At 64.2% G+C, this 23,295-nt stretch carries 21 protein-coding genes; 7 read left to right on the top strand and 14 right to left on the bottom strand.

All coding sequences use genetic code 11. From position 1 onward, the window contains the following. Nucleotides 1-77: 77 nt before the first annotated feature. The 4 genes from R5N89_RS10915 to rpsD form a co-directional block, all read right to left on the bottom strand. On the bottom strand, nt 78-860 hold the full coding sequence (locus tag R5N89_RS10915; RefSeq protein ID WP_208624605.1) for an RNA methyltransferase: 783 nt from the start codon (nt 858-860) through the stop codon (nt 78-80). Next, complete coding sequence (gene cysS, locus R5N89_RS10910) at nt 857-2,221, bottom strand: cysteine--tRNA ligase (protein ID WP_110566732.1); 1,365 nt, start codon at nt 2,219-2,221, stop codon at nt 857-859. The genes R5N89_RS10915 and cysS overlap by 4 nt, the downstream gene beginning before the upstream one ends. 65 nt (nt 2,222-2,286) lie before the next feature. Beyond that, nucleotides 2,287-3,849, bottom strand: a complete 1,563-nt coding sequence (locus R5N89_RS10905) for a peptide chain release factor 3 (protein ID WP_110566730.1) — start codon at nt 3,847-3,849, stop codon at nt 2,287-2,289. Nucleotides 3,850-3,967: 118 nt separating this feature from the next. Then, nucleotides 3,968-4,585, bottom strand: a complete 618-nt coding sequence (gene rpsD / locus R5N89_RS10900; protein WP_025437534.1) for a 30S ribosomal protein S4 — start codon at nt 4,583-4,585, stop codon at nt 3,968-3,970. 307 nt (nt 4,586-4,892) lie between these two features. Between rpsD and R5N89_RS10895 the strand changes: the two genes are divergently transcribed. Further along, complete coding sequence (locus tag R5N89_RS10895; protein WP_110566728.1) at nt 4,893-5,441, top strand: HdeD family acid-resistance protein; 549 nt, start codon at nt 4,893-4,895, stop codon at nt 5,439-5,441. Here the strand turns inward: R5N89_RS10895 and R5N89_RS10890 are convergent. Next, nucleotides 5,420-6,193: an NADPH-dependent F420 reductase gene (locus R5N89_RS10890; protein ID WP_110566726.1), complete on the bottom strand. Its 774-nt coding sequence runs from the start codon at nt 6,191-6,193 to the stop codon at nt 5,420-5,422. The two genes, R5N89_RS10895 and R5N89_RS10890, sit on opposite strands and share 22 nt — an antisense overlap. 122 nt (nt 6,194-6,315) lie before the next feature. Here R5N89_RS10890 and R5N89_RS10885 point away from each other — a divergent pair, with 122 nt between their 5' ends. Further along, nucleotides 6,316-6,663, top strand: coding sequence for a hypothetical protein (locus R5N89_RS10885; protein WP_110566724.1), 348 nt, complete (start codon nt 6,316-6,318; stop codon nt 6,661-6,663). Nucleotides 6,664-6,677: 14 nt separating this feature from the next. Here R5N89_RS10885 and R5N89_RS10880 read toward each other — a convergent pair whose 3' ends face one another. The 3 genes from R5N89_RS10880 to alaS form a co-directional block, all read right to left on the bottom strand. Further along, nucleotides 6,678-7,511: an endonuclease/exonuclease/phosphatase family protein gene (locus R5N89_RS10880; protein WP_110566722.1), complete on the bottom strand. Its 834-nt coding sequence runs from the start codon at nt 7,509-7,511 to the stop codon at nt 6,678-6,680. A 40-nt stretch (nt 7,512-7,551) separates the two neighbouring features. Then, the gene (locus tag R5N89_RS10875; protein WP_110566720.1) at nt 7,552-8,241 is read right to left on the bottom strand and encodes a carbonic anhydrase; all 690 of its coding nucleotides are present in this window, start codon (nt 8,239-8,241) and stop codon (nt 7,552-7,554) included. Between the two features lie 295 nt (nt 8,242-8,536). Beyond that, nucleotides 8,537-11,188, bottom strand: coding sequence for an alanine--tRNA ligase (gene alaS, locus R5N89_RS10870; protein WP_110566718.1), 2,652 nt, complete (start codon nt 11,186-11,188; stop codon nt 8,537-8,539). 156 nt (nt 11,189-11,344) lie between these two features. Here alaS and tenA point away from each other — a divergent pair, with 156 nt between their 5' ends. Further along, nucleotides 11,345-12,049: a thiaminase II gene (gene tenA, locus R5N89_RS10865; protein WP_110566716.1), complete on the top strand. Its 705-nt coding sequence runs from the start codon at nt 11,345-11,347 to the stop codon at nt 12,047-12,049. Here the strand turns inward: tenA and R5N89_RS10860 are convergent. The 5 genes from R5N89_RS10860 to aroB form a co-directional block, all read right to left on the bottom strand. Further along, entirely contained in the window at nt 11,971-12,510 is a 540-nt protein-coding gene (locus R5N89_RS10860; protein WP_244192022.1) for a GtrA family protein, read from the bottom strand. The genes tenA and R5N89_RS10860 overlap by 79 nt on opposite strands. Nucleotides 12,511-12,642: 132 nt before the next feature. After that, nucleotides 12,643-13,755: an OmpA family protein gene (locus R5N89_RS10855; RefSeq protein ID WP_110566714.1), complete on the bottom strand. Its 1,113-nt coding sequence runs from the start codon at nt 13,753-13,755 to the stop codon at nt 12,643-12,645. 363 nt (nt 13,756-14,118) lie between these two features. Further along, nucleotides 14,119-15,231: an OmpA family protein gene (locus R5N89_RS10850; protein WP_110566712.1), complete on the bottom strand. Its 1,113-nt coding sequence runs from the start codon at nt 15,229-15,231 to the stop codon at nt 14,119-14,121. 405 nt (nt 15,232-15,636) lie between these two features. Beyond that, nucleotides 15,637-16,857, bottom strand: a complete 1,221-nt coding sequence (locus tag R5N89_RS10845) for an OmpA family protein (protein WP_110566710.1) — start codon at nt 16,855-16,857, stop codon at nt 15,637-15,639. Between the two features lie 288 nt (nt 16,858-17,145). Further along, nucleotides 17,146-18,879: a 3-dehydroquinate synthase gene (aroB, locus tag R5N89_RS10840; RefSeq protein WP_110566708.1), complete on the bottom strand. Its 1,734-nt coding sequence runs from the start codon at nt 18,877-18,879 to the stop codon at nt 17,146-17,148. Nucleotides 18,880-19,013: 134 nt separating this feature from the next. Here aroB and R5N89_RS10835 point away from each other — a divergent pair, with 134 nt between their 5' ends. The 3 genes from R5N89_RS10835 (at nt 19,014) to R5N89_RS10825 (ending at nt 21,234) form a co-directional block, all read left to right on the top strand. Continuing rightward, the gene (locus R5N89_RS10835) at nt 19,014-19,217 is read left to right on the top strand and encodes a hypothetical protein (RefSeq protein WP_110566706.1); all 204 of its coding nucleotides are present in this window, start codon (nt 19,014-19,016) and stop codon (nt 19,215-19,217) included. A gap of 16 nt (nt 19,218-19,233) precedes the next feature. Next, entirely contained in the window at nt 19,234-20,154 is a 921-nt protein-coding gene (locus R5N89_RS10830; protein WP_110566704.1) for a tyrosine recombinase, read from the top strand. Between the two features lie 123 nt (nt 20,155-20,277). Further along, complete coding sequence (locus R5N89_RS10825; RefSeq protein WP_110566931.1) at nt 20,278-21,234, top strand: acetyl-CoA carboxylase carboxyltransferase subunit alpha; 957 nt, start codon at nt 20,278-20,280, stop codon at nt 21,232-21,234. Between the two features lie 107 nt (nt 21,235-21,341). Here R5N89_RS10825 and R5N89_RS10820 read toward each other — a convergent pair whose 3' ends face one another. Next, the gene (locus R5N89_RS10820; protein WP_110566929.1) at nt 21,342-22,100 is read right to left on the bottom strand and encodes a molybdopterin-binding protein; all 759 of its coding nucleotides are present in this window, start codon (nt 22,098-22,100) and stop codon (nt 21,342-21,344) included. An 82-nt stretch (nt 22,101-22,182) separates the two neighbouring features. On the opposite strand from R5N89_RS10820, the gene R5N89_RS10815 reads away from it, so the two are divergent. Beyond that, nucleotides 22,183-23,094, top strand: coding sequence for an SMP-30/gluconolactonase/LRE family protein (locus tag R5N89_RS10815; RefSeq protein WP_110566702.1), 912 nt, complete (start codon nt 22,183-22,185; stop codon nt 23,092-23,094). Nucleotides 23,095-23,295 lie beyond the last annotated feature (201 nt).

Raw genomic sequence — 23,295 nt, 5'->3', positions numbered from 1 at the left:
AGAAGTGTCTGGTGAAGCTTTTTTCAAAAAGCTCCAGAGAATGCCGCCTTTTTGAAAAGAGGCGGCACCAACTTTTATTATTTGCTGCCCTGCCGCGCCTTGCGCCCGCGTGAAAGCTCGGTCACCACGCCATGGAGCGTGCGCAGCTCCTGCTCCGTCACCTCGCCGCGCAGGAAGAAGTGACGCAGGTTGCGCACCATGCCCGCGCGCTTCTGCTCATTGCGCAGGAAGCCACATTCATCAAGGTCGCCAATCAGGTGGCGCATGAAGTTGTCGAGTTCGCCCCGGGTGGCCACATGCGTCTCGTTGGTCATGAGCGTGCGCGGTGGGGTATCGTCCTTCGCCATCCACCACTCATAGGCCATGATCATTACCGCCTGTGCGAGGTTGAGCGACATGAAGGCGGGGTTGAGCGGGTAGCGGATCAGGGCATCGGCGCGGGCCATGTCCTCGTTATCCAGCCCTGCGCGCTCGGGGCCGAACATCAGGCCCACTTTCAGGCCGCGATCGGTCATCTCGCGCAGCTCGGCAGCCCCGCCGCGTGCCGTCAGCACGGGCTTGACGATATGGCGCGGGCGCGGGCAGGTGGCGAAGACGTGGTGCAGGTCGGCCACCGCATCATCCACAGTGTCGAACACCTGTGCGGATTCAAGGATACGGTCGGCGCCGGAGGCGCTGCGCCACGCGCGCTCAAGCGGCCAGCCATCGCGCGGGGCGACGAGGCGCATGTGGAACAACCCGCCATTGGCCATGGCGCGCGCGGTGGTGCCAATGTTCTCGGCCATCTGGGGCCGGACAAGGATCACGACCGGGCTGTTGCCAATGGGGCCGATATCCGCCCCGCCATCACGGCCGGTCATGCCTGCCTCCATGTCGTGCCCTGCGGGCCATCTTCCAGCACAATGCCTTGTGCCGCGAGGGTGTTGCGGATTTCGTCCGCGCGGGCGAAGTCACGCGCCTTGCGGGCGGCCAGCCGTTCTTCAATCAGATGCTCGATTTCGGCCGGATCGACTTTCGCCCCGCCACGGAACCATGTTTCCGGCGTATCCTGCAGCAGGCCGATCAGGTTGCCTGCCGCCTTGAGCTGGGCTGCGGCTAGGCTGTCACCCGCCACGGCCCTGTCAGCCAGCGTGTGCATCTCGGCCAGTGCGCGGGGGGTGTTCAGGTCATCGCACAGCACGCTCACCACGCTTTCAGGCGGCGCGACAGTGTCCTGCGCGGGGTCAAAGGCCTCGAGCGCGCGATAGAAGCGGTCAAGCATCTGCTTGGCCTCGTCCAGCCCTTCGCGCGTGAAGTTCAGCACCGAGCGGTACTGCGCGCGCAGCAGCAGAAGGCGCAGGGCCTCGGCAGGCGTGTCACGCAGCACATCGCGCACGGTCAGGAAGTTGCCGAGCGATTTCGACATCTTCTCCCCGTTCACCAGCAGCATGGCATTATGCACCCAGTGATTGGCGAAGTGCCCGTGCGGGTGGCAGCACATGCTCTGCGCGCGCTCGTTCTCGTGGTGCGGAAACAGAAGGTCCGAGCCGCCGCCATGAATGTCGAAGCTCTCGCCCAGATAGCGGTGCGACATGGCCGAGCATTCGATATGCCAGCCCGGACGGCCCCGGCCCCATGGGCTGTCCCAGCCCGGCGTTTCGGCATCGGATGGCTTCCACAGCACGAAATCGCCCGCATTGCGCTTGTAGGGGGCCACTTCCACGCGGGCGCCCGCAATCAGATCATCGGGGCTGCGGCCTGACAGCGCGCCGTAGGAGGCGTAGGTGTCGACCGCGAACAGCACATGGCCCTCGGCCTCATAGGCATGGCCGCTTTCGATCAGGCGGGCGATCATGTCCTGCATCTCGCCGATATGGTGCGTGGCGCGGGGCTCGATATCGGGCGGCAGGATGGAAACGGCGGCCAGATCTTCATGGAAATCATGGATCGTGCGCGCGGTCAGGTCGGCAATGGGTTCGCCATTGGCGCGGGCGCGGGCGTTGATCTTGTCATCCACGTCGGTGATGTTGCGCACGTAGGTCACGTGTGGGTAGAGGTGGCGCAGCAGGCGCACCAGCACATCGGCGGTCAGCATGGCGCGCAGGTTGCCGATATGCGCCAGGTCATAGACCGTGGGGCCGCAGTAATAGACCCGCACGTTGTCAGGGGCGAGCGGCGTGAAGGGAACGGTGCTGCGTGTCCTGCTATCGTGCAGGTGCAGGCGGGGCTGTATGTCGGACATGATGCGCCTAGATGGGGCAGACAGGCAGGGATAGGCAAGACCCCATAAGGGCCTTGCCCGCGCGGTCAGCCGATTTCCTGGCCGATCTGCTTGATGTCATGGAACGTAAGCTCCGGGTTGCCTTCCGCCGTGCGCTTCATCATGAACGCCGATGAGGCGAGAAAGACCGGGTCGCCATCAATATCATCCGCCATGGCCGTGCGGTTGGCCATGCAGAACGCTTCCAGCCTGTCACGCGGGCCGGTGACCCAGCGGGCGAGGTTATACGGCGTCGACTCGAATCCGATGGCCACCCCGTATTCACCCTTGAGGCGCGATTGCAGCACATCAAGCTGCAGCGTGCCGACCACGCCCACGATGGGCGGCGCGCCATCCTGCGGGCGGAAAAGCTGGACCACGCCTTCCTCGGCCAGTTCGGTCAAGGCCTGGCGCAGCTTCTTGGCCTTCATCGCATCATCGAGCCGCACGCGGCGCAGGATTTCGGGCGCGAAATAGGGCACGCCGGTAAAGCGCAGATCCTCGCCCTCGGTCAGCGTGTCGCCAATACGCAGCGTGCCGTGGTTGGGAATCCCCACCACGTCGCCCGCAAAGGCTTCCTCGGCCAGTTGCCGGTCACGGGCAAAGAAGAACTGCGGCGTGTGCAGTGCGAACTGCTTGCCAATGCGCACGTGCTTGAGTCGCATGCCGCGCTGCAGCTTGCCCGAGCAGATGCGCGCAAAGGCCATGCGGTCGCGGTGGTTGGGGTCCATGTTGGCCTGGATCTTGAACACCAGCGCGGTGAGTGCCGGTTCATCGGCGCGGACATTACGCGTCTCGGTGGCCTGGTCGCGCGGGGGCGGGCCGAAGGCGGCCAGCGCGTCGAGCAGGTCGGTCACGCCGATTTCTTTCATCGCACTGCCGAAGAAAACCGGCGTCAGATGGCCTGCATTGAAGCTTTCAAGGTCGAATTCCGGCAAGGCGGCTTCAACGAGTTCGAGTTCCTCGCCAAGCTGCACCATGCGCGGGTCGCTTTGGTCGAGTTCCTCGGTCACATGCAGTTCGCGTTTATGGATGTCGTAGGTGCCGACAAACTTGGCGGCACGGCCCACCGGCCACGTGGCGGGCGAGACATCAAGGGCCAGCGAGGACGAGATTTCATCGAGCAGGGCAAACGGGTCCTGCGCTTCGCGGTCCATCTTGTTGATGAAGGTGACGATGGGAATATCGCGCAGGCGGCAGATCTCGAACAGCTTGCGCGTGCGGGCCTCGATGCCCTTGGCGGCGTCGATCACCATCACGGCGGCGTCCACCGCCGTCAGCGTGCGGTAGGTATCTTCCGAGAAGTCTTCATGGCCCGGCGTGTCGAGCAGGTTGAAGATGCAGCCGCCATATTCGAACGTCATGACCGAGGTCACGACCGAAATGCCACGGTCGCGCTCGATTCCCATCCAGTCCGAGCGCGTGCGCCGCCGCTCGCCCTTGGCCCGTACGTTGCCCGCCATCTGGATCGCGCCACCCGCGCGCAGGATGCGCTCGGTCAGCGTGGTCTTGCCCGCATCAGGGTGCGAGATGATGGCAAAGGTGCGCCTGCGGGTAATCTCGGCGGCAAGCGGGGTTTCGGCGGCGGTGGCGGTCACGGTCTTGTCCATTCCTGCGGCTGGCCTGGCGGAAGGGAGGCGGAAGCGGGCAGGGGCCAGAAACGCGGACGCCGGACGCAGGGAAAAATCCCCACGCCCGGCGTCACGCCTGCCCGGTTCCGGGACTTGATCAGCGAGAGTAGAATTCGATGACCAGGTTCGGTTCCATCTGCACCGGATAGGGCACATCCGACAGCTTGGGGCTGCGCAGGAAGGAGCCCTTCATCTGGCGGTGGTCCACTTCCATGTATTCCGGCACGTCACGCTCGCCGCTCTGGGCGGCATCGAGCACGATGGCGAGCTGCTTGGACTTCTCGCGCACTTCGATCACGTCGCCATCACGCACCAGGAAGGAGGGGATGTTGACCTTGCGGCCATTGACCGTGATGTGGCCGTGGCTGATGAACTGACGCGCGGCAAACGGGGTGATCGCGAACTTCAGGCGGTACACCACCGCATCGAGGCGGCGCTCGAGCAGGTCGATCAGGTTCTCGGAGGTATCACCCTTGCGGCGCACGGCCTCATCGTAATACTTGCGGAACTGCTTCTCGCCGATGTTGCCGTAGTAGCCCTTGAGCTTCTGCTTGGCCATCAGCTGCACGGAGAAGTCAGAGGGCTTCTGCTTGCGGCGCTGGCCGTGCTGGCCGGGGCCATACTCGCGCTTGTTGACCGGCGACTTGGCGCGGCCCCACAGGTTTACGCCAAGGCGGCGGTTGATTTTATACTTGCTCTCAAGGCGCTTGCTCATGGTGCGCTCTCTTCTCTTCTGTCTGCACGGCCTGTGGCTGAGCCACGGGCCATGGTGTGGCACCGGTAGGCCCTGTTCCCCATGAACAGGGCGGGCGCGATCCGTATTACCGGCACCGGGGAGCAATCACCCATGGGCACCAGCCGTATCGTCCACGTTCCCGGCAGTCGGGCGCGTATAGAAGTACCGGGGGGTGCGTGTCAATCATTGCCACAAAGCCTGTATCGCATCAGGGGGGCCGCCTGTTATGAAACGGACAGCATCTCGGATGAATCCATCCATCAATAATCAGGAGGAACTTCAGTCAATGGATACGTCACTTACGCAGCGCTGGCCGCTGTTTGTGGGGCTGGGTGCGATCTCGTTCGGCCTGGGCATCATGGCATGGGTGGATGCGCTGGCGGTCTCGCTGGCCAGCACCATCCTGTTTGGCGTGCTTCTGTTCGTGGCGGGCACGGTGCAGCTCGTGCACGCCTTCGTGGTGCGCGACTGGAACGGGCGGCTCATGTCGATTGCGGGCGGCGCGCTCTATATCCTTGCGGGCACGATGATGATGGAGGAGCCGAGCACCGGCTCCATGGTCATCACCATCTTCATTTCCGCCTGCCTGGTGATATCGGGCATCGCGCGCATCATCATGGCGTTCCAGCAGCGCGGGCTGCAGGGGTGGTGGTTCATCCTGCTTGGCGGGCTGATCAGCCTGCTGGTGGGTGTGTGCCTGTACATAACCCTGCCGTGGTCGGGGCTGTGGCTGATCGGCACGTTCATTGCCGTTGAGCTGATCGCCGCGGGCATTGGCTGGGTGCAGTTCGGCTTCGCGCTGCGGCAGGCGAATTACATCCCGCCTGCGAACTGACTGGCAAGCGCGCGGTCAACGGGGTTGTTGGCTGTCACGCCAAGCAGGTGGCGCAGGTCGGTGGCGTTCATCTGCGCCTCGAAGGCCGGGCCGCCGGGCTGGAACAGCTTCGCCGTTGAAAGCGGGCCCGCCATGACCGGATCAAACCCCGCGTCATGGATCAGCCAGCCCGCCGTGTACAGCGCCTGGATCACGTCGCCCGCCATGGGCAGGGCCAGGCGGGGCGGCGTGCGCCATGTCTGGGCGGCAAGCGTGGTCATGTCCTCGGAATTGAAGGCCCGCACCACGGAGGCGGCAGGGAAGAGCGACTGCGTGGTCAGCCCCGCCCCGTTGCGCAGCGCCAGCCGCCCGATCTTGCCATCGCGCCAGCCATAGGGGTTGGTGACATCGATCAGCGGCTTCGAGCCCACGATGGAGCCGATCGTGTGGCCAAGCTGTGGCAGGGCGCCATAGGGCACGGCCAGCACCACGGCATCGCCAAACTTCGCGGCCTCCTGCACCGTGCCCGCGCGGGCGAGGGGATAGAACGCCGATGCCCGTTTTTCCGCTTCCCCGTGATCGAGTGCGCTGAACATGACCTGATGGCCCGCCCGCGTCCATAACCGCCCCAGCGTGGCGCCGACATGCCCCGCCCCGATCATGCCGATGCGCAGCGGCGTGCCCGCATGGGCCATGCCGGGCAGGGCCACGGGCAGCAGGCTGGCGGCCAGCGCGGCAAGGCACTCCCGGCGGGTCGGTTTCAGGGCTGGCATGCATCTCTCCTGTTCATGGGGCATGTGGCAGTATGGCACGGGATGTCCTATCCTGTGCCCTCGTTATCGTGCCGGGCTGTCCTATATGGCATAGACTTGGCCAAAGCAGGAGTACAGCGTCAATGACCGATACCCCCGATCAGGATCCGGCCGTGGTGGCGCAGTCCGCTGTGCCCGTAGGGGTGGAACACCCGGTTGAGGCCCTGCATGAGGCCGTGCAGGAAGATGAAGCGTCGCTGGCCGCGAGCACGACCCCCGATCCCGGCCCCGTGCCCGAGGCCCAGACGCAGGTTGTCGCCACCCCGCATGATGCCGTGGCCACCACCCAGGCCGCGGCCGACGCGGCGGCAGCGCCCCCGTTCATGCCCTATAAGGAACTGTTCCAGCTCATGGGTGCCGTGGTGTTTGTGCTGATCGTGGTGATGGTGGGGTGGAGCGCCCTGCATGCTTCGGGCATCTGGCCGGAATAAGGACTGCCTGCCCATCAGGGGAGCGAAAGCCGTGCCGAGACCGGGCAGTGATCGGACAGGTGGGCGGTGCCGTCCTGCGCCCGGTCGCGATAGAGCATCACGCGCAGGCTGTCCGGCTGAAGCCAGTCGCGGGCCGCGCCACCCATAATGAGATGATCGATGAAATAGGTTCCCGCCCCGCACGGGCTGGCATGGCCTGCGGTAGCCAGCGTGAGGGGACCGTTTTCGCTTAAACCATGCAGCATCGGGTCATCAGGGGCGAGCAGGCGGTTGAAATCGCCCAGTACGACAAAGGCCTCGCCTTCATCCTGCCGCTCCATGATCCAGTCCTCCACCACGGTCATCTGCCGCCGCAGGGTGGCGCAGGCGGGCCTGCGGTCGGTGGGGCCTGAATCGCGGCATCCGGCCTTGAGGTGCACCACAAGCACGCGCAGGCTGTCAGCACCCGTGCCGACGGTCAGGTCCAGCCCCGCGCGCAGGTGGCGCGGCGCATCGGCAGCATAGACATCGAGCGCCGTGACATCGGGGTGGCGCACGACAGTCAGGTCAGCGCGCACGGCGGCGGCGACGCGCTGCACCACCGGTTCATCCGTTATGAAGATATGATAGGCGGGCGCAGGAAACAGCCGGGCGGCAAGCACCGGGTCGTCTACTTCCTCAAGTGCCGCGATATCGGGGGCGAGGCGGGTGGCATAATGCGCCAGCCGCGCCATGTCAGCTGCCGTGCGGGGCCTGACATCGGGCGGCAGGGCGGGGTCGCCCTGCGCGCGCGTGGTCAGCCATTCCAGGTTCCATGTTGAAACCTTCAGGCTGCCTGCCGCCCATGCGGGACAGGCAGCCCAGATCATGGCCAGCCCCGCCAGTGCGGCGGCTGGCCATGGCAGGGGGTTACGCCGTGGCGTCGCTGGCCTGCTGGGCGCGCAGCTTGGCGATGGCTTCATCGACATGGATGAAGGTGCGCGAGGTTTCATCGAGCACCACCACTTCCCCGCTGGCAATATCATAGAACCATCCCTGCAACGTCAGGGTGCCGCGGGCAAGCCCCGCCGCCACGGCAGGGTGGGTGCGCAGATGCGCGATCTGGAGCTGCACGTTCTGCTCGGACAGGCTGCGCACGGTGGCGGGCCCGGCATCGGTGGCCTCAAGCACGGCGCGCGCGGCCTCGGCATTGCGCAGCCAGCTTGCCACGGTGGGCATCTTGTCGAGGTGGCTGGCCTGCGGGTCGAGCAGGGCCTTCATCGCGCCGCAGTTGGAATGGCCGCACACGATGATGTGCGACACCTTGAGCGCGCTGACCGCGTATTCGATGGCCGATGACACGCCGCCGAGCATCTCGCCATAGGCAGGCACGATATTGCCGATATTGCGCAGCACGAACAGGTCACCCGGCTGGGTCTGGGTGATCATGCTGGGGTTCACCCGGCTGTCGGCGCAGGCGATGAACAGCGTATCGGGGGACTGGCTCTCGGCCAGGCTGGCGAAGAGGTCACGATTCTGGGGAAAGACTTCGGTGTTGAAACGCTCCACCCCGTGCAGCAGGTCGATGAGGGTTTCCCGGGCAGTATTGGTATGGGCCATTGTAATATCCTGTCACCTGAATGTCCGGACCGGTGTGAAGTCATGTCCTGTCGTGGCATCAAGGGGCAATGCACCGGTCAGAGGCATGTCCCGCTTCATCTATATCATGAAAACATCTGGCAGTCCCATTTGTTTCGCTATGAAGTTATACGGAAATACTATGTTATCATAATATAGTTAATGAATATTAACTTTATGCATTGAAGTATTTCTGCCTTGCGGCATGTTCCGTACAGCACAACGGCGCACCGAGGTGCGCCGTTGCATTGGCGTATGGAAACTTTGGGCCGTCGGATCAGGCGGTGGCGGCCTGCGCCAGGGCTGTGCGCACGGCCTCAAGTGCTGCATCGGCCTTGCTGATGTCCGGGCCACCGGCCTGCGCCATGTCGCGCCGGCCGCCGCCGCCCTTGCCATCCATGGCAGCACTTGCCGCGCGCACCAGGGTTACGGCGTCGACCTTCTCGGCAAGGTCCGGCGTTGCGGCAACGACAATGCTGCCCTTGCCATCGGCGGTCGAGACGAGCGCGATCACGCCCGAGCCGATTTCCTTGCGCAGCGAATCCGCCAGTGGCTTGAGTTCCTTGGGCGGCAGTTCGCCCACGTTGCGGGCATCGAGCCTGATGCCATCGATTTCCACAATGCTCGTAGCGGCCTGGCTGCCCGAGGCCAGCTTGCGCTGCAGGTCGGAAATCTGGCGCTCCATCGCCTTGCGTTCTTCCAGCACCACGGCCAGGCGCTCCGGGGTTTCGGCTGCGGGCACGCGCAGCATGGCGGCGATCTGGTTCAGCCGTTCCTCGGTGGCCAGCGTCGCGGTCTGCGCGGCAAGGCCGGTTACCGCCTCGATGCGGCGCACGCCGGACGACACGCCACTTTCTGACGTGATGCGGAACAGCCCGATATCACCCGTGCGGCGCACATGCGTGCCCCCGCACAGTTCGATCGACCAGCCCGCGCGGCCTTCTTCCGGCCCGCCCATCGACACGACGCGAACCTCATCGCCATATTTCTCGCCAAACAGGGCCATGGCACCCTGCTCGATGGCTTCTTCGGGCGTCATGCTCCGCGTGGTGACATCCGTGTTCTCGCGGATGCGGGCATTCACCTCGGCCTCGATCTCGGCCAGTTCCTCCGGCGTGATGGGGCGGGGCTGGCTTACGTCAAAGCGCAGGCGGTCGGGCGCGTTCAGGCTGCCCTTCTGGGTCACATGCGCGCCAAGGCGGCGGCGCAGGGCCTCGTGCAGCAGGTGCGTTGCCGAATGGTGGGCGCGGATGGCGCTGCGGCGAGCGTGATCGACTTGCGCGGTCACGGCCATGCCGGGTTTGACCGTGCCTTCGATGACGGTGCCGTAATGCACCAGCAGGTCGCCCAGTTTCTTCTGGGTATCGGTGATGGCGATGTGCAGGCCGGGCGCCGTGATGGTGCCGGTATCGCCTACCTGGCCGCCGCTTTCGCCATAGAAGGGGGTCTGGTTGAGCAGCAGGGCAATTTTCGTGCCGGGGCCTGCGGCTTCGACCTGCGCGTTATCCACCACCACTGTCTGCACCTCGGCATCCGAGGTCTCGGTGGTGTAGCCCAGGAACTCGGTCGCGCCGAAAGTGTCGCGGGCCTCGAACCACACGGTCTCGGTTGCACTGTCGCCCGAGCCACTCCAGGCGGCGCGGGCGCGCTTGCGCTGCACGTCCATGGCCTCGTTGAAGCCTTCCACGTCCACGCCGTGGCTGGTGCCGCGCAGGGCATCCTGTGTCAGGTCAAGCGGGAAGCCGAAGGTGTCATACAGCTTGAAGGCGACATCGCCGGGCAGGGGTGCGCCATCGCCGAGGCGTTCGGTCTCGTCGGCCAGCAGCGACAGGCCACGGTCGAGCATCGCCTTGAAGCGCAGTTCCTCGCCCTTCATCGTCTCCTCGATCAGGGCGCGGGCGTGGATCAGTTCGGGATAGGCCTCGCCCATCTGCCGGATCAGCGCGGGGACGAGCCTGTAGAAGGTCGGCTCCGTCGTGCCCATCAGGTGCAGGTGGCGCATGGCGCGGCGCATGATGCGGCGCAGCACGTAGCCACGCCCGTCCTTGGATGGCAGCACGCCATCGGCAATCAGAAACGAGGTCGAGCGCAGGTGGTCGGCCACCACGCGGTGGCTGGCGTTGAACGGGCCATCGGGGTCCTGCCCCGTGACCTCGGCCGAGGCCAGGATCAGCGCGCGGAAGGTGTCGGTATCATAATTGTCGCGCTTGCCCTGCAGGATGGCGGCAAAGCGTTCGAGCCCCAGCCCGGTATCAATCGACGGGCGCGGCAGCGGCGAGCGGGTGCCGGGCGGGTTCTCGAAATACTGCATGAACACGAGGTTCCAGATTTCGGTAAACCGGTCGCCATCCTCATCCGGCGAGCCGGGCGGGCCACCCGCCACTTCGGGGCCGTGGTCGTAGAAGATTTCCGAGCACGGGCCGCAGGGTCCGGTATCGCCCATGCGCCAGAAATTGTCGGAGGTGGGGATGCGGATGATCCGGTCATCGGACAGGCCGGCGATCTTGCGCCACAGGGCGGCTGCTTCCTCGTCATCGGCATAGACGGTGGTGAGCAGCTTTTCCTTGGGGAGGCCGAAGGTGCCCGTGACCAGCTTCCAGGCCAGTTCGATGGCTTCCGCCTTGAAATAGTCCCCGAACGAGAAATTCCCCATCATCTCGAAGAAGGTATGATGGCGGGCGGTGTAGCCCACATTGTCCAGGTCGTTGTGCTTGCCGCCTGCGCGCACGACCTTCTGGGCCGTGGTGGCGCGGGAGTAGGGGCGCGTTTCCTGCCCGGTGAACACGTTCTTGAACTGCACCATACCCGCATTGGTAAAGAGCAGCGTCGGATCGTTATGCGGCACCAGTGACGAGGACGGCACGATCTGATGCCCGTTCCCCGCAAAATAGTCGAGGAAGGTGGCACGAATGTCGTTTGTTGTGGGCATGGCGGGAAACAGACGATCCTGTATTGAAAGATATAGATGTAAAACCGGATTCATTCACCTAGCGCACGTAGCACCAGACCGGAAGTGCCAACATGCGCGTAAACCCCAGATGGCGAATGCGTGACATGCACGCACCCCAGCATGAAAGGACGGAACATGGACGATGAATGGCAGGCCGAACGTAACTGGCCCCTGCTGACCACGGGGCTTGCGGGCCGCCTGCGCCGTGACTGCATGGCGCAGTGGCTGGACTTCGTGCGCCACCCCTTCGTGCGCGGCGTGGCGGATGGCACATTGCCGCCCGGGGCGTTCCGCAATTTCCTGATCCAGGACTACCTGTACCTCATCCAGTATGCCCGCGCCTGCGCGCTGGCGGTGTACAAGGCCGATACGGTGGCTGACATGCGCCATGCCGCAAGCCTGATGGCGGGCATACTCGACACCGAACTGGCCATGCATGTGGGTTATTGCCGCCAGTGGGGCATAGAAGAAGCGGCGCTGCAAAGCGCGGAAGAATCGCTCGAATTACTTGCCTATAGCCGCTTTATACTTGACCGCGCCCAGACGGGTGATCTGCTTGACCTGATGGTGACCATGGCCCCATGCCTGATCGGCTATGCGGAGGTCGGCGCGCGGCTGCATGCAAGCCCGCTAACACGGCGCGAGGGCAATCCGTACTGGTCATGGATCGCGCTTTATGGGGGGGATGAATATACGCAACTGGTGGAAGACGGCATTCGCCAGCTTGATGCGCTGGCCACCCGCTATGGGGCGCAGGCGCGTTACCCGACCTTGTTGCGTGCGTTTACCACGGCGGTGCGGCTCGAGACTGCATTCTGGGGCACGGGGCGTTCGGCGTGAAAGGGCAGGATTTCGGCTGTTTTCTGTGGTGTGGCGGAGGGCGTGGAATGGAAGACCATTTTGCGGCTGATATGGAAGTTCGCCATCATGCCCGCCACTGAACCCGCTGCCAGCGCCAGGAACGGATAGGCCTTGAACACCGGGGATGTGTGGAACAGCATGAACACGCAGCCACGGTTCAGGAAAAAGCCCAGCGCGTTACCCGCAAGGAAGCGCAGCCACTGAATGAAGAAATGGTGCTGGTTCCCTGCCTTGCGAAAGGTCCAGAGCCGGTTGATCAGCCAGTTGATCGAGGCGGCAATGAAATAGGCGGCGATGGTGGCCGTGGTCAGCCCCACAAAGGGGCGCAGGCCATAAAGCGTTGCGGTGTCCCACCCCAGCCCCAATACGCCAACAATTCCGAATTTGATGAATTGCTGCAGCTTTTCAGAGCGGATTTTGAACACAGAATGACCCTTCATTGCCGGGAAAGCAGGCTGGCGGAATAAACTGATGTCAAAGCATTGCCCGGCCCGTAATGGCTGTCTGATAGAATAATTAACGGGCCGGAAAAAGAGAAAAGGGCGCTTTTTGCGCCCTTTCCTTTAATATGATCAGTGCAGGATGATCTCGACGCGACGGTTCTGGGGCTCACGGGTGTCAGGACCGGTGGGCACCAGCGGGTGGGCTTCGCCGTAGCCATGGATGTCGATGGCGTTGGCGGGCACGCCGTCACGGATCAGTTCAGCCTTCACGCTGTCAGCACGGCGCATGGACAGGCCAAGGTTGTACTTCTCACCGCGCGGACCCGGATGGGCGGAGGTGTTATCGGTGTAGCCGTTGACCTCGATGCGCGTGGTCTGGACGTGGGTGGAAGCCTGTGCGGCTTCGGCCACGATCTCACGCGAGCGGCCGGTCAGGGCTGCGCCGTCCCAGTCGAAGAACACCAGGTAGGTGCGGGCTGCGGTCGGTGCGGGCGGCACGACGGCGGGAGCCGGCGGCGGCGGCGGCGGCGCGTTGTTGAACGCGTAGCGGACGCCTACGATGAACTGGTGGTTGAAGCGGTGGTCGAAGCGCACGCCGCCGCTGCTGCCATCAGTTGCTGCACCCTTGATGTAGCCCATGCCGAAGGACTCGACCTGGCCAACCATGCGGTATTCGGTGGTCATCTGCAGGCCGGGCACGCCCGGAATGTCATAGGCCGCACCGACGATACCCTGGTAGGCGAAGCTGCCATTGGTGCCGTGCAGGCGGGCGTTCGGGCTGCCAGCGCCACCCATGGCGACCATGGTGTTGCTGTTCACGTTCTGCCACAGGTAACCGGCACCGACACCGACGAACGGCGTGACAGGCACATCGATGTTGAACAGGCGCTTCAGGTCGATGTCATACAGCACGTTGATGAAACCGCCATAGGAGCGGTCGCTGCCCTTGTCGCTACCGCTCTTGCGATAGATTTCCGACCAGTTATAGGCGCCTTCAACTTCAGCACGCAGGCCGTTGCCGAAGCCCCAGCCAACCGAGCCGAAGCCGGTCCAGCCATGACGGTGGCCAACGCGGCCATAGCCGTTGCCATCATCCGTGCCGCCGGGGCGCATGTGCTGGGTCTGGGTCAGGTTGTAGCCGCCGCCGATATCGACATACGGGCCAGTAATGGTCGTGGCTTTAGCTGCGAACGGTGTCGCTGCAAGCAGGCTGGTTGCCAGCAGGGCAGAGCGGAGACGCATCTGGTGGTCCTTCCTCATGTTATTACTTCTTTGTAAACGACATCATTGCCGTGATGCGATGATTAATCGATCTGTTCACTTAAACACGATGCCAGACATGTGGTTCCGCGTTGCCCGCTGTTCCAGCCGTGCACAAAGGTAACATGCGGCGTGGATTAACAGGCGGTGAAGATTTTTTTATTTTATAACAGTGACTTATATAGGATTTTAACTGTTTCAAACAATCTTATGGCAAAAGATTTTGCAGATTTTGTGGCATGAAGAACACAGTCGTGCTGGCTCTTCTGACAACATTAAACAAAGTTTCAAAAACAAAAAAAGGGAGCCCAGAGGCTCCCTTTCCTTTGACCGATAGGGTCGGGATCAGTGCAGGATGATCTCGACGCGACGGTTCTGGGGCTCACGGGTGTCAGGACCGGTGGGCACCAGCGGGTGGGCTTCGCCGTAGCCATGGATGTCGATGGCGTTGGCGGGCACGCCGTCACGGATCAGTTCAGCCTTCACGCTGTCAGCACGGCGCATGGACAGGCCAAGGTTGTACTTCTCACCGCGCGGACCCGGATGGGCGGAGGTGTTATCGGTGTAGCCGTTGACCTCGATGCGCGTGGTCTGGACGTGGGTGGAAGCCTGTGCGGCTTCGGCCACGATCTCACGCGAGCGGCCGGTCAGGGCTGCGCCGTCCCAGTCGAAGAACACCAGGTAGGTGCGGGCTGCGGTCGGTGCGGGCGGCACGACGGCGGGAGCCGGCGGCGGCGGCGGCGGCGCGTTGTTGAACGCGTAGCGGACGCCTACGATGAACTGGTGGTTGAAGCGGTGGTCGAAGCGCACGCCGCCGCTGCTGCCATCAGTTGCTGCACCCTTGATGTAGCCCATGCCGAAGGACTCGACCTGGCCAACCATGCGGTATTCGGTGGTCATCTGCAGGCCGGGCACGCCCGGAATGTCATAGGCCGCACCGACGATACCCTGGTAGGCGAAGCTGCCATTGGTGCCGTGCAGGCGGGCGTTCGGGCTGCCAGCGCCACCCATGGCGACCATGGTGTTGCTGTTCACGTTCTGCCACAGGTAACCGGCACCGACACCGACGAACGGCGTGACAGGCACATCGATGTTGAACAGACGCTTCAGGTCGATGTCATACAGCACGTTGATGAAACCGCCATAGGAGCGGTCGCTGCCCTTGTCGCTACCGCTCTTGCGATAGATTTCCGACCAGTTATAGGCGCCTTCAACTTCAGCACGCAGGCCGTTGCCGAAGCCCCAGCCAACCGAGCCGAAGCCGGTCCAGCCATGACGGTGGCCAACGCGACCATAGCCGTTGCCATCATCCGTGCCGCCGGGGCGCATGTGCTGGGTCTGGGTCAGGTTGTAGCCGCCGCCGATATCGACATACGGGCCGGTGATGGTCGTGGCTTTGGCTGCGAACGGTGTCGCTGCCAGCAGGCTGGTTGCCAGTAACGCTGCGCGAAGACGCATGTTTCAGTCCTTAATCTGTTGTTGCAGGGCAGAGCCCCGTCTTGTGATCGGGCAATGGGATTTGCCCCGAGACAGGGCAGCCTGAGATTACCCGCAAGCTATGAAGCGGGGATTAGCCTGTCTGGCCCGGCTTGAGAATGGGCAAAATGCGCCATGCGGGGCAGGTGTGGCAAAAAAAACACATATCTTTCAGTCCCCTTTGCAGCAGTCTATAAAAAACCCTGATTTTATAAGGATTTTTTTGAACTGCTTTTCCAGCCCCCCTCATTTTGCATAGGACAATGGTGTAAACGGAAGGTCTTTTCCAACCCGTTTCGGGGCCGGAAATGGATTCTCCGGCACGGATTGCGGGCAGATGCGACCCGTGCCGGATTCTCCATTTTTTTCAGTATATTGCGCTCAGGCCTAGTGCAGGATGATTTCCACCCGGCGGTTCTGCGGCTCGCGCGTGTCCGGGCCGGTCGGCACGAGGGGGTGGCCCTCGCCATAGCCATGAATGTCGATGGCGCTGGCCGCCACGCCATCACGGATCAGCTCGGCCTTCACGCTCTCCGCCCGGTGCAGTGAAAGGCCAAGGTTATATTTCTCACCACGCGGGCCGGGATGGGCGGCGGAGTTATCAGTATAACCGTTTACTTCAAGTCGCGTGGTCTGCACGTGGCTTGAGGCCTGCGCCGCCTGCGCCACGATGGCGCGCGCGCGCTGGGTCAGGGCCGCGCCATCCCAGTCGAAGAACACCAGGTAGGTGCGGGCCGCGACTGGCGCGGGCGGCACGATGGCGGGCGCGGGCGGCGGGGGAGGTGGCGCGGTATTGAACGCATAGCGCACGCCCACGATGAACTGGTGGTTGAAGCGGTGGTCGTAACGGATGGAATCGTGGTCGTTCACCGGCTGGTTGCTGGCGTTGATCACGGTCTGGCCAAGATTGCCGTTGCTGAAGGATTCCACCTGGCCAATCATGCGGTATTCGGTGGTCATCTGCAGGCCCGGCACGCCGGGAATGTCATAGGCCGCGCCGACAATGCCCTGATAGGCGAAGCTGCCATTGGTGCCGTTATGGCGCACGTTTATGATGCTGCTCGCGAGGGGCGTTTCATCATTCACGGTCTGCCACAGATAGCCCGCACCCACGCCGATGAAAGGCGTTACGGGCACGTCGATGCCGAACAGGCGCTTGAGGTCGATGTCATACAGCACGTTGACAAAGCCACCATAGGAGCGGTCGGCGCCATTGGTCTTGCCGTGGCCGCCGCCATAGGACGTGGTGGTGTAGCGGGTGGTTTCCGACCAGTTATAGGCCCCTTCCACTTCCGCGCGCAGGCCGTTGCCAAAGCCCCAGCCGAAGGAGGCAAAACCGGTCCAGCCCGCGCCATGATGCATGGTTTCACGGGCGTGGGTTGCCGGAGATACTGTAGAGTCGAGGAACTTTGCTTCCTCAGGGGGCAGATTTAAGTTCTTGTTGAACTCGCTTACGCCCTGCCCATCATAGGAATGCATGTGCTGTGTCTGGGTCAGGTCATAGCCGCCGCCGATATCGACGTAAGGCCCGGTGATGGTCGTGGCCATGGCGGCCATGACCGGTGTTGTCGTCAATGCAGTCGCCAGCAGTGCCGCGCGAAGACGCATGGTCCCGTCCTTGATGCTTGATCAGACGCCTTCTTTATTTGGTGGAGATGGGGGCATGTTCCACACTGGCCTGATACGGGTTGATCCGGGCGGCGCATGCGCCGCCATTCAGTGCCAGCGGGATGTCAGGGCAGGGTGCGTTATCGCATTCATCCGCATCAATCCATGGCAGGATCGTTTTGCGGGGCAAGGATTGAAATAAGGTAAATGTGACGGGGCGTAATATCGGTGCGGACGGGGCTGTGACCGGAATATCACAGGCCCCGGCAGCGCATCAGGCGGGAGGCCTCAGGGCGTGCAGCCATCCGCGCGCAGCACCTCGAGCACGGTCTCGTCGGGCACGTCGCGGCAGGTAAAGCCCCGGCCAATGCCGCGCACCAGCACGAAGGACAGGCGGCCATCGCGCATCTTCTTGTCGCACTGCATGTTGCGCACAAGCTGGGCGGCGGAGAAATTGCGCCCCGTATCGCCTATGCGCGCGGGCATGGACAGGCGCTCGAGGTGGTGGGTGACGCGCGCGAGATCCTCGGCCGGGCAGTAGCCCAGCCGGACGGACAGCATGAACGCCAGCCGCAGCCCGATCGAGACCGCCTCGCCATGCAGCAGGCTGCCGTCATAGCCCATCTCGGCTTCCAGCGCGTGGCCGAAGGTGTGGCCAAGGTTGAGCAGGGCGCGTCCATCGGTCTTGCGCTCCTCGCGCTCATCGGCCACCACCACGCGCGCCTTGAAGGCGCAGGCGAGGCGGATGGCCTCGGCCTGCATGGCCGGATCGCCCGCCAGCACGGCAGCACCATGGCGCTCGCACCAGTCAAACAGCCCCGCATCGCCCAGCAGGCCCGATTTCACGATCTCGGCGTAACCGGCCTTCAGTTCCCGCACGGGCAGGGTGGCGAGCGTGGAGGTATCGGCCAGCACCGCGATGGGCTGGTGAAACGCGCCGAGCAGGTTCTTGCCAAAGGGCGTGTTGATGCCGGTCTTGCCACCCACCGATGAATCCACCTGCGAGAGCAGCGTGGTCGGAATCTGCACAAACGGCAGGCCGCGCAGCGTGGTGGCGGCGCAGAAACCCGAAAGGTCGCCCACCACGCCGCCCCCAAGCGCCACGACCGTGGTGCCGCGCTCGACATGCGCCTCGAGCAGGGCGTTGGTCACGCGCTCGTACTGGCTGATGCTCTTTGAGCCTTCGCCGGGGGGGATGGTGATGGTCTCGGCGCGGATGCCGGTCTCGGCCAGGGCTTCAAGCAGGCGGGGCAGGTGCAGGGGCGAAACGGTGGTGTCGGTAATCACCATCACGCGCTTCTGGGGCAGCACCGGGGCCAGCAGCGCGCCCGCGCGGCGGATCACGTCGGGGCCGATCAGCACCTCGTAGCTGGCGCGGTCGAGCCGCACGGGCACGCGCAGGGGCTGCTGGTTGTGCTGCAGGGCGTGCAGCACATGGTCGGCGCTGTGTTCCACGTTGTCATCTCCACAATCAACGATAATGTCCGCCTCTGCATAGACCGGGTGGCGCAGGCGCATAAGGTCGGCCAGCACGGCATGCGGCGTTGCGTTGTTGAGCAGCGGGCGGTGCGTGCGGTCGGCCACGCGCTGCACCAGCACATCGAGCGGGCAGCGCAGCCAGATCGAGACGGCATGCTCGCGCACGCTCGCGCGCGTCCGTCCATCCATGAAAGCGCCGCCGCCCGTGGCCAGCACCACCGGCGGCCCGGACAGCAGGCGGCGGATGACCAGCCGCTCGCCCCGGCGGAACTCGGCCTCGCCATAGCGCTGGAACAGGTCGGCTATGGTGCAGCCTGCGGCGCGCTCGATTTCCTCATCCGAATCGACAAAGGGCACGCCCAGGCGCGCGGCCAGCAGGCGGCCGATCGTGGTCTTACCCGCGCCCATCAGCCCGACCAGCACGACGGTGCGCCCGCTGCCCGGCTGCCGGGGGCTGGCGGGGCCAACGGCGTTCAGGTCAAGGGGGATGGCAAGGGATGCGGACTCCGGCTGGGGCCGAATGGGGGGAATCTGGCGTGACATGCCGCGCAACCTAACATACAGCAGGACAGGACCGGTAGAGTCCGTGGTCAGGGCCAGCCCCGCGTGGGTGAGGCAGCACGCTTGCGCGCCTGGTCGTGGGGCCGCCGGGGTTCGCAGCATAGGAAAGCGGTTGAATGATCCGTATTGTTATTGCCCTGGCCAGTGTTCTGGCCCTGTGCGTGATCGGGGGCTTTTTCGCGCTCGGGGCCTTTCCGCCCGCACTGGTGCAGGAGGATGTGCACAAGGATGTGCCCTTCGCCGCCCCGCCGCCACCTGCCGCCCTGCCGGCACTCGGCGCGCCCGCCCCGCTGCCGGTAGCCCCGCTGGCGCCGGGCTGAGCAGACGGGGGGCAGGGTGAGCGCAAGCGGCGTTGATGCCTTTATCGAGATGCAGGCCGCCGAGCGCGGGGCGGCGCTGAACACCATCCGCGCCTATACCCGCGATCTGGCGGATATGAATGCTGGCCTGCACGCCCGCGGCGTAACGCCGCTCACGGCGGGCGAGAGTGACCTGCGCGACTACCTTTCGGGGCTTGCGCGGCAGGGCTTGGCTGCGCGCACGCAGGCGCGCAGGCTGTCGTGCCTCAAGCAGTATTTCCTGTTTCTGGCCCGTGAGGGCATGCGGCCCGACAACCCCGCCGCCCTGCTTGAAGCGCCCCGGCTCGATACGCCGCTGCCGCGATTCCTGTCCGAGCCCGAGGTCACGGAACTGCTGGCCGCCTGCGTGCCCGAGCCCGATGCAACCCCCGCGCGCAGGCGCAGGCTCATGGTGGCGCGCGCCGCCCTTGAGATGCTCTATGCCTCGGGCCTGCGCATATCGGAACTGCTGTCGCTGCCCCGCCGCGCGCTTGATGCGGCGCCGGGCATGATGCTGGTGCGCGGCAAGGGCGGGCGCGAGCGGATGGTGCCCATGTCGGCCCGCGCGCGTGAGGCGGCGCGTGCGCTGATGGCGCTCGATGCCGGGCGCGAAAGCCCGTACCTGTTTCCCGGCCGCAGCGCGCGCCAGCCCATGACCCGGCAGGGATTCGACCGCATCCTGCACGATGTGGCGCTGCGCGCGGGGCTGGACCCGCAACGCCTGTCGCCGCATGTGCTGCGCCATTCCTTCGCGACCCACCTGCTGGCCCACGGGGCGGATCTGCGCGCGTTGCAGGTGCTGCTCGGCCATGCGGATATCGCCACCACCCAGATCTATACCCACGTCATGCTCGACCGCCTGCGTGATGCCGTGGCCCGGCACCACCCGCTGGCACACGAGCATGACAGCGCGGATTAAAGGGCTGCCAGCGGGTATCCGCGCGCCACGGCAGGCAGGGCGGAATGGACAAAAATGCATGGCAGGCCGAATTCCGTGCGTGAAAATGTTTGGCTGGCACGCAGGCTGTGCTATCGGCAGCGCATGCGCCAGTTTCTAGATTTCGAAAAGTCGGTCGCCGAGCTTGAGAACAAGATCGACGAACTTCGCAGGATGTCCGGTCCGGACGGGATCAACATCGCGGAAGAGATCACCCGGTTGAGCGAAAAAGCCGACCGGCAGCTGCGTACGGCCTACGCCAAGCTGACCCCGTGGCAGAAGGTGCAGGTGGCCCGTCACGCCCAGCGCCCGCACACGGTCGATTACATCGATGCGCTGATTACCGAGTTCTCGCCGCTGGCGGGTGACCGGCTGTTTGGCGATGACAAGGCCATCATTGGCGGCGTGGGCCGGTTCAATGACCAGCCCGTGGTCGTGATCGGCACCGAGCGCGGCGCCGAGATCGAGACCCGCCTCAAGCACAATTTCGGCATGGCCCGGCCCGAGGGCTACCGCAAGGCCCAGCGCCTGATGAAGCTGGCGGGGCGATTCGGCCTGCCGGTCCTGACCTTTATCGATACATCGGGCGCGTGGCCCGGCATCGATGCCGAAGCCCGTGGCCAGGCGGAAGCCATTGCCCGCTCCATCGAGACCTGCCTGAACGTGCCGGTGCCCGTCATCGCCACCGTGATTGGCGAGGGTGGCTCCGGCGGCGCCGTGGCCCTTGGCGCGGGTGACCGGGTGATGATGCTCGAGCACGCCATCTATTCCGTCATCTCGCCCGAAGCCTGCGCCTCCATCCTGTGGCGCGACCCCAAGCAGGCCGCCACCGCAGCCGATGCGCTCAAGATCACGGCGCAGGATCTGCTCCAGTTGCGGCTGATCGACCGGATCATTCCCGAGCCGCTTGGTGGCGCGCAGCGTGACCCCAAGGCCGCCATCCGCGCGGTGGGCGACGCCATTGCCGCCGAACTGCCCGGCCTGCTGGCCAAGGATCCGGTGCTGCTCAAGGCGCAGCGCCGCGAAAAATTCCTGGCCATGGGGCGTGAAGCCGTCACCTGAGGGCTTTGGTCAGCTAAAAGTTTTTGGTGAAGCTTTTTTTTAGGCTTCGAAGAACGCCGCCTTTTTGAAAAAAGGCGGCGCCAAAAACCTTTATTTTTTCAATCAGTTCAGCCCTTGGCAGGCTCGCCCGGCAGCGGCGCGAAGCCAAGGCGGGTAATCAGATCGCGCACGGCGGTGGCGGCTTCGCTTACGGCCTGCGTGTCCGTACCCTTGCATAGCAGGCACACCCCGCGCTGGCTCTCATCAAGCCGGTAGGGGTAGGAGCCGATGTCAATGGCGGGGTAGCGCTCCTGTATCGCCTCGAGCGGGGCGGCGAGCGTGCCTTCATACAGGCCATTGGCATGCCATGCCTGTGAGGTAACGGGCGTGCCGTGGGGCAGGGTGGGCAGCACTTCCTCAAACATCGCGCGCATGATGCGGGGCACGCCCGCCATCACATGCACGTTGCCCATGGTAAAGCCGGGTGCCACCGAAACCGCATTGCGGATGGGTGTTGCCCCCTGCGGCATGGTGGCCATGCGCTGGCGGGCGGCATTGAACTCACCAGGCGCGAAATGGGCTTCTAGCAGGCTGAAGGTCTCGGGGTGGTGCACCCACGGTACGCCGAACGATTCCGCAACGCAGGCGGAGGTAATGTCATCATGCGTTGGTCCGATGCCGCCGGTGGTGAACACATTGTCATATGCTGCCCGCGCCTCGGTCACGTTACGGACAATGACGGCGCGGATGTCGGGAATGATCCGTACCTCGCTGAGCGTGATGCCGGTTTCCGACAGGCGGCGGGCAATATACTGCACGTTTACATCCTGTGTCCGGCCGGACAGGATTTCGTTGCCAATGACCAGCAGGCAGGCGGTGGGGTTCATGATCGGCATTCCACTTGGTTGCGGGCGGGCGCATTCTGGCTCCACCCTGTAACGACCCCCAGCTTAACCCAAAGGAGAACGCATGAACACGCCAGCCACGCAACACCCCTGCTGCGTATGGGATATCAGGGCGCAACTTGGTGAGGGACCGGTGTGGTCCACGCGCGAGCAGGCGCTCTATTTTGTCGATATCGTAGGGCAGGCCATCCACCGGCTGGACCCCGCCAGCGGGGCAAAGGCGTCGTGGCAGGCACCGGCGCGGCCCGGCTTTGTCGTGCCGGTCAGTGACGGCACGCTGGTCTGCGGGCTGAAAGATGGGCTTTACCGGCTTGATCCGCGCACCGGCGCGTTCGAGCGCATGCTGGCAATCGAGCCGGAGCATCCGGGCAACCGCATCAATGATGGCTGCGTCGATTCCAGAGGGCGACTGTGGTTCGGCACCATGGATGATGGCGAGGGCACGCCCTCCGGCGCGTTGTATTCCGTGACCCGGCAGGCGCACGGACTTGACCTGCTGCGGCATGACGAAGGTTATGTCGTAACCAACGGCCCCGGCATCTCGCCCGATGGCACGCGGCTCTATCATAACCATTCGCCTGCGGGCGTGATTTACGTGTTTGACCTTGCGGCTGATGGCAGCCTGTCGAACCGGCGGGTCTTTGCCCGCGTGGAAGATGGCTACCCCGATGGCGTGGTGGTGGACAGCGCGGGCACGCTGTGGGTGGGTGTGTGGAATGGCGGGCGGATCGAGCGCTTCCGCCCCGATGGCACGCGGCTTGAGCCGATTGCCATGCCAGCGCAAAACGTGACCAAGGTGGCCTTTGGCGGGGCGGACCTGCGCACGCTGTACGTCACCACGGCGCGCAAGAACACGCCTGATGACGTGCTGGCCCGCTACCCGCAGGCAGGCAGCCTGTTCAGCCTGCGCGTGGATGTGCCGGGGCAGGTGCCGCATGCCTTCCCTGCCCGTGCGTCTGATGCCCAGCCGGGATAGAATTTGGGGTAGGCGATGCCCATAAAATGCTGACAATAAAACGAAATTTTTGGTGGAGCTTTTTTCAAAAAAGCTTCCCATCCCGCCGCCTTTTTTCTGGAAAAGGCGGCCCCGGACACTTTTATTGTTTCTTATCCGTCATGGTCCCGGTGAATTTTGACCGTCGGATCAAAACGGGCCGCTTTTGTGGCCTGCACGCAG

This window comes from Komagataeibacter sucrofermentans DSM 15973, assembly GCF_040581405.1.
GTDB classification, from domain to species: domain Bacteria; phylum Pseudomonadota; class Alphaproteobacteria; order Acetobacterales; family Acetobacteraceae; genus Komagataeibacter; species Komagataeibacter sucrofermentans.
The sequence above is the reverse complement of the archived record's forward strand: the minus strand, read 5'-3'. Positions and strand labels throughout refer to the sequence as shown.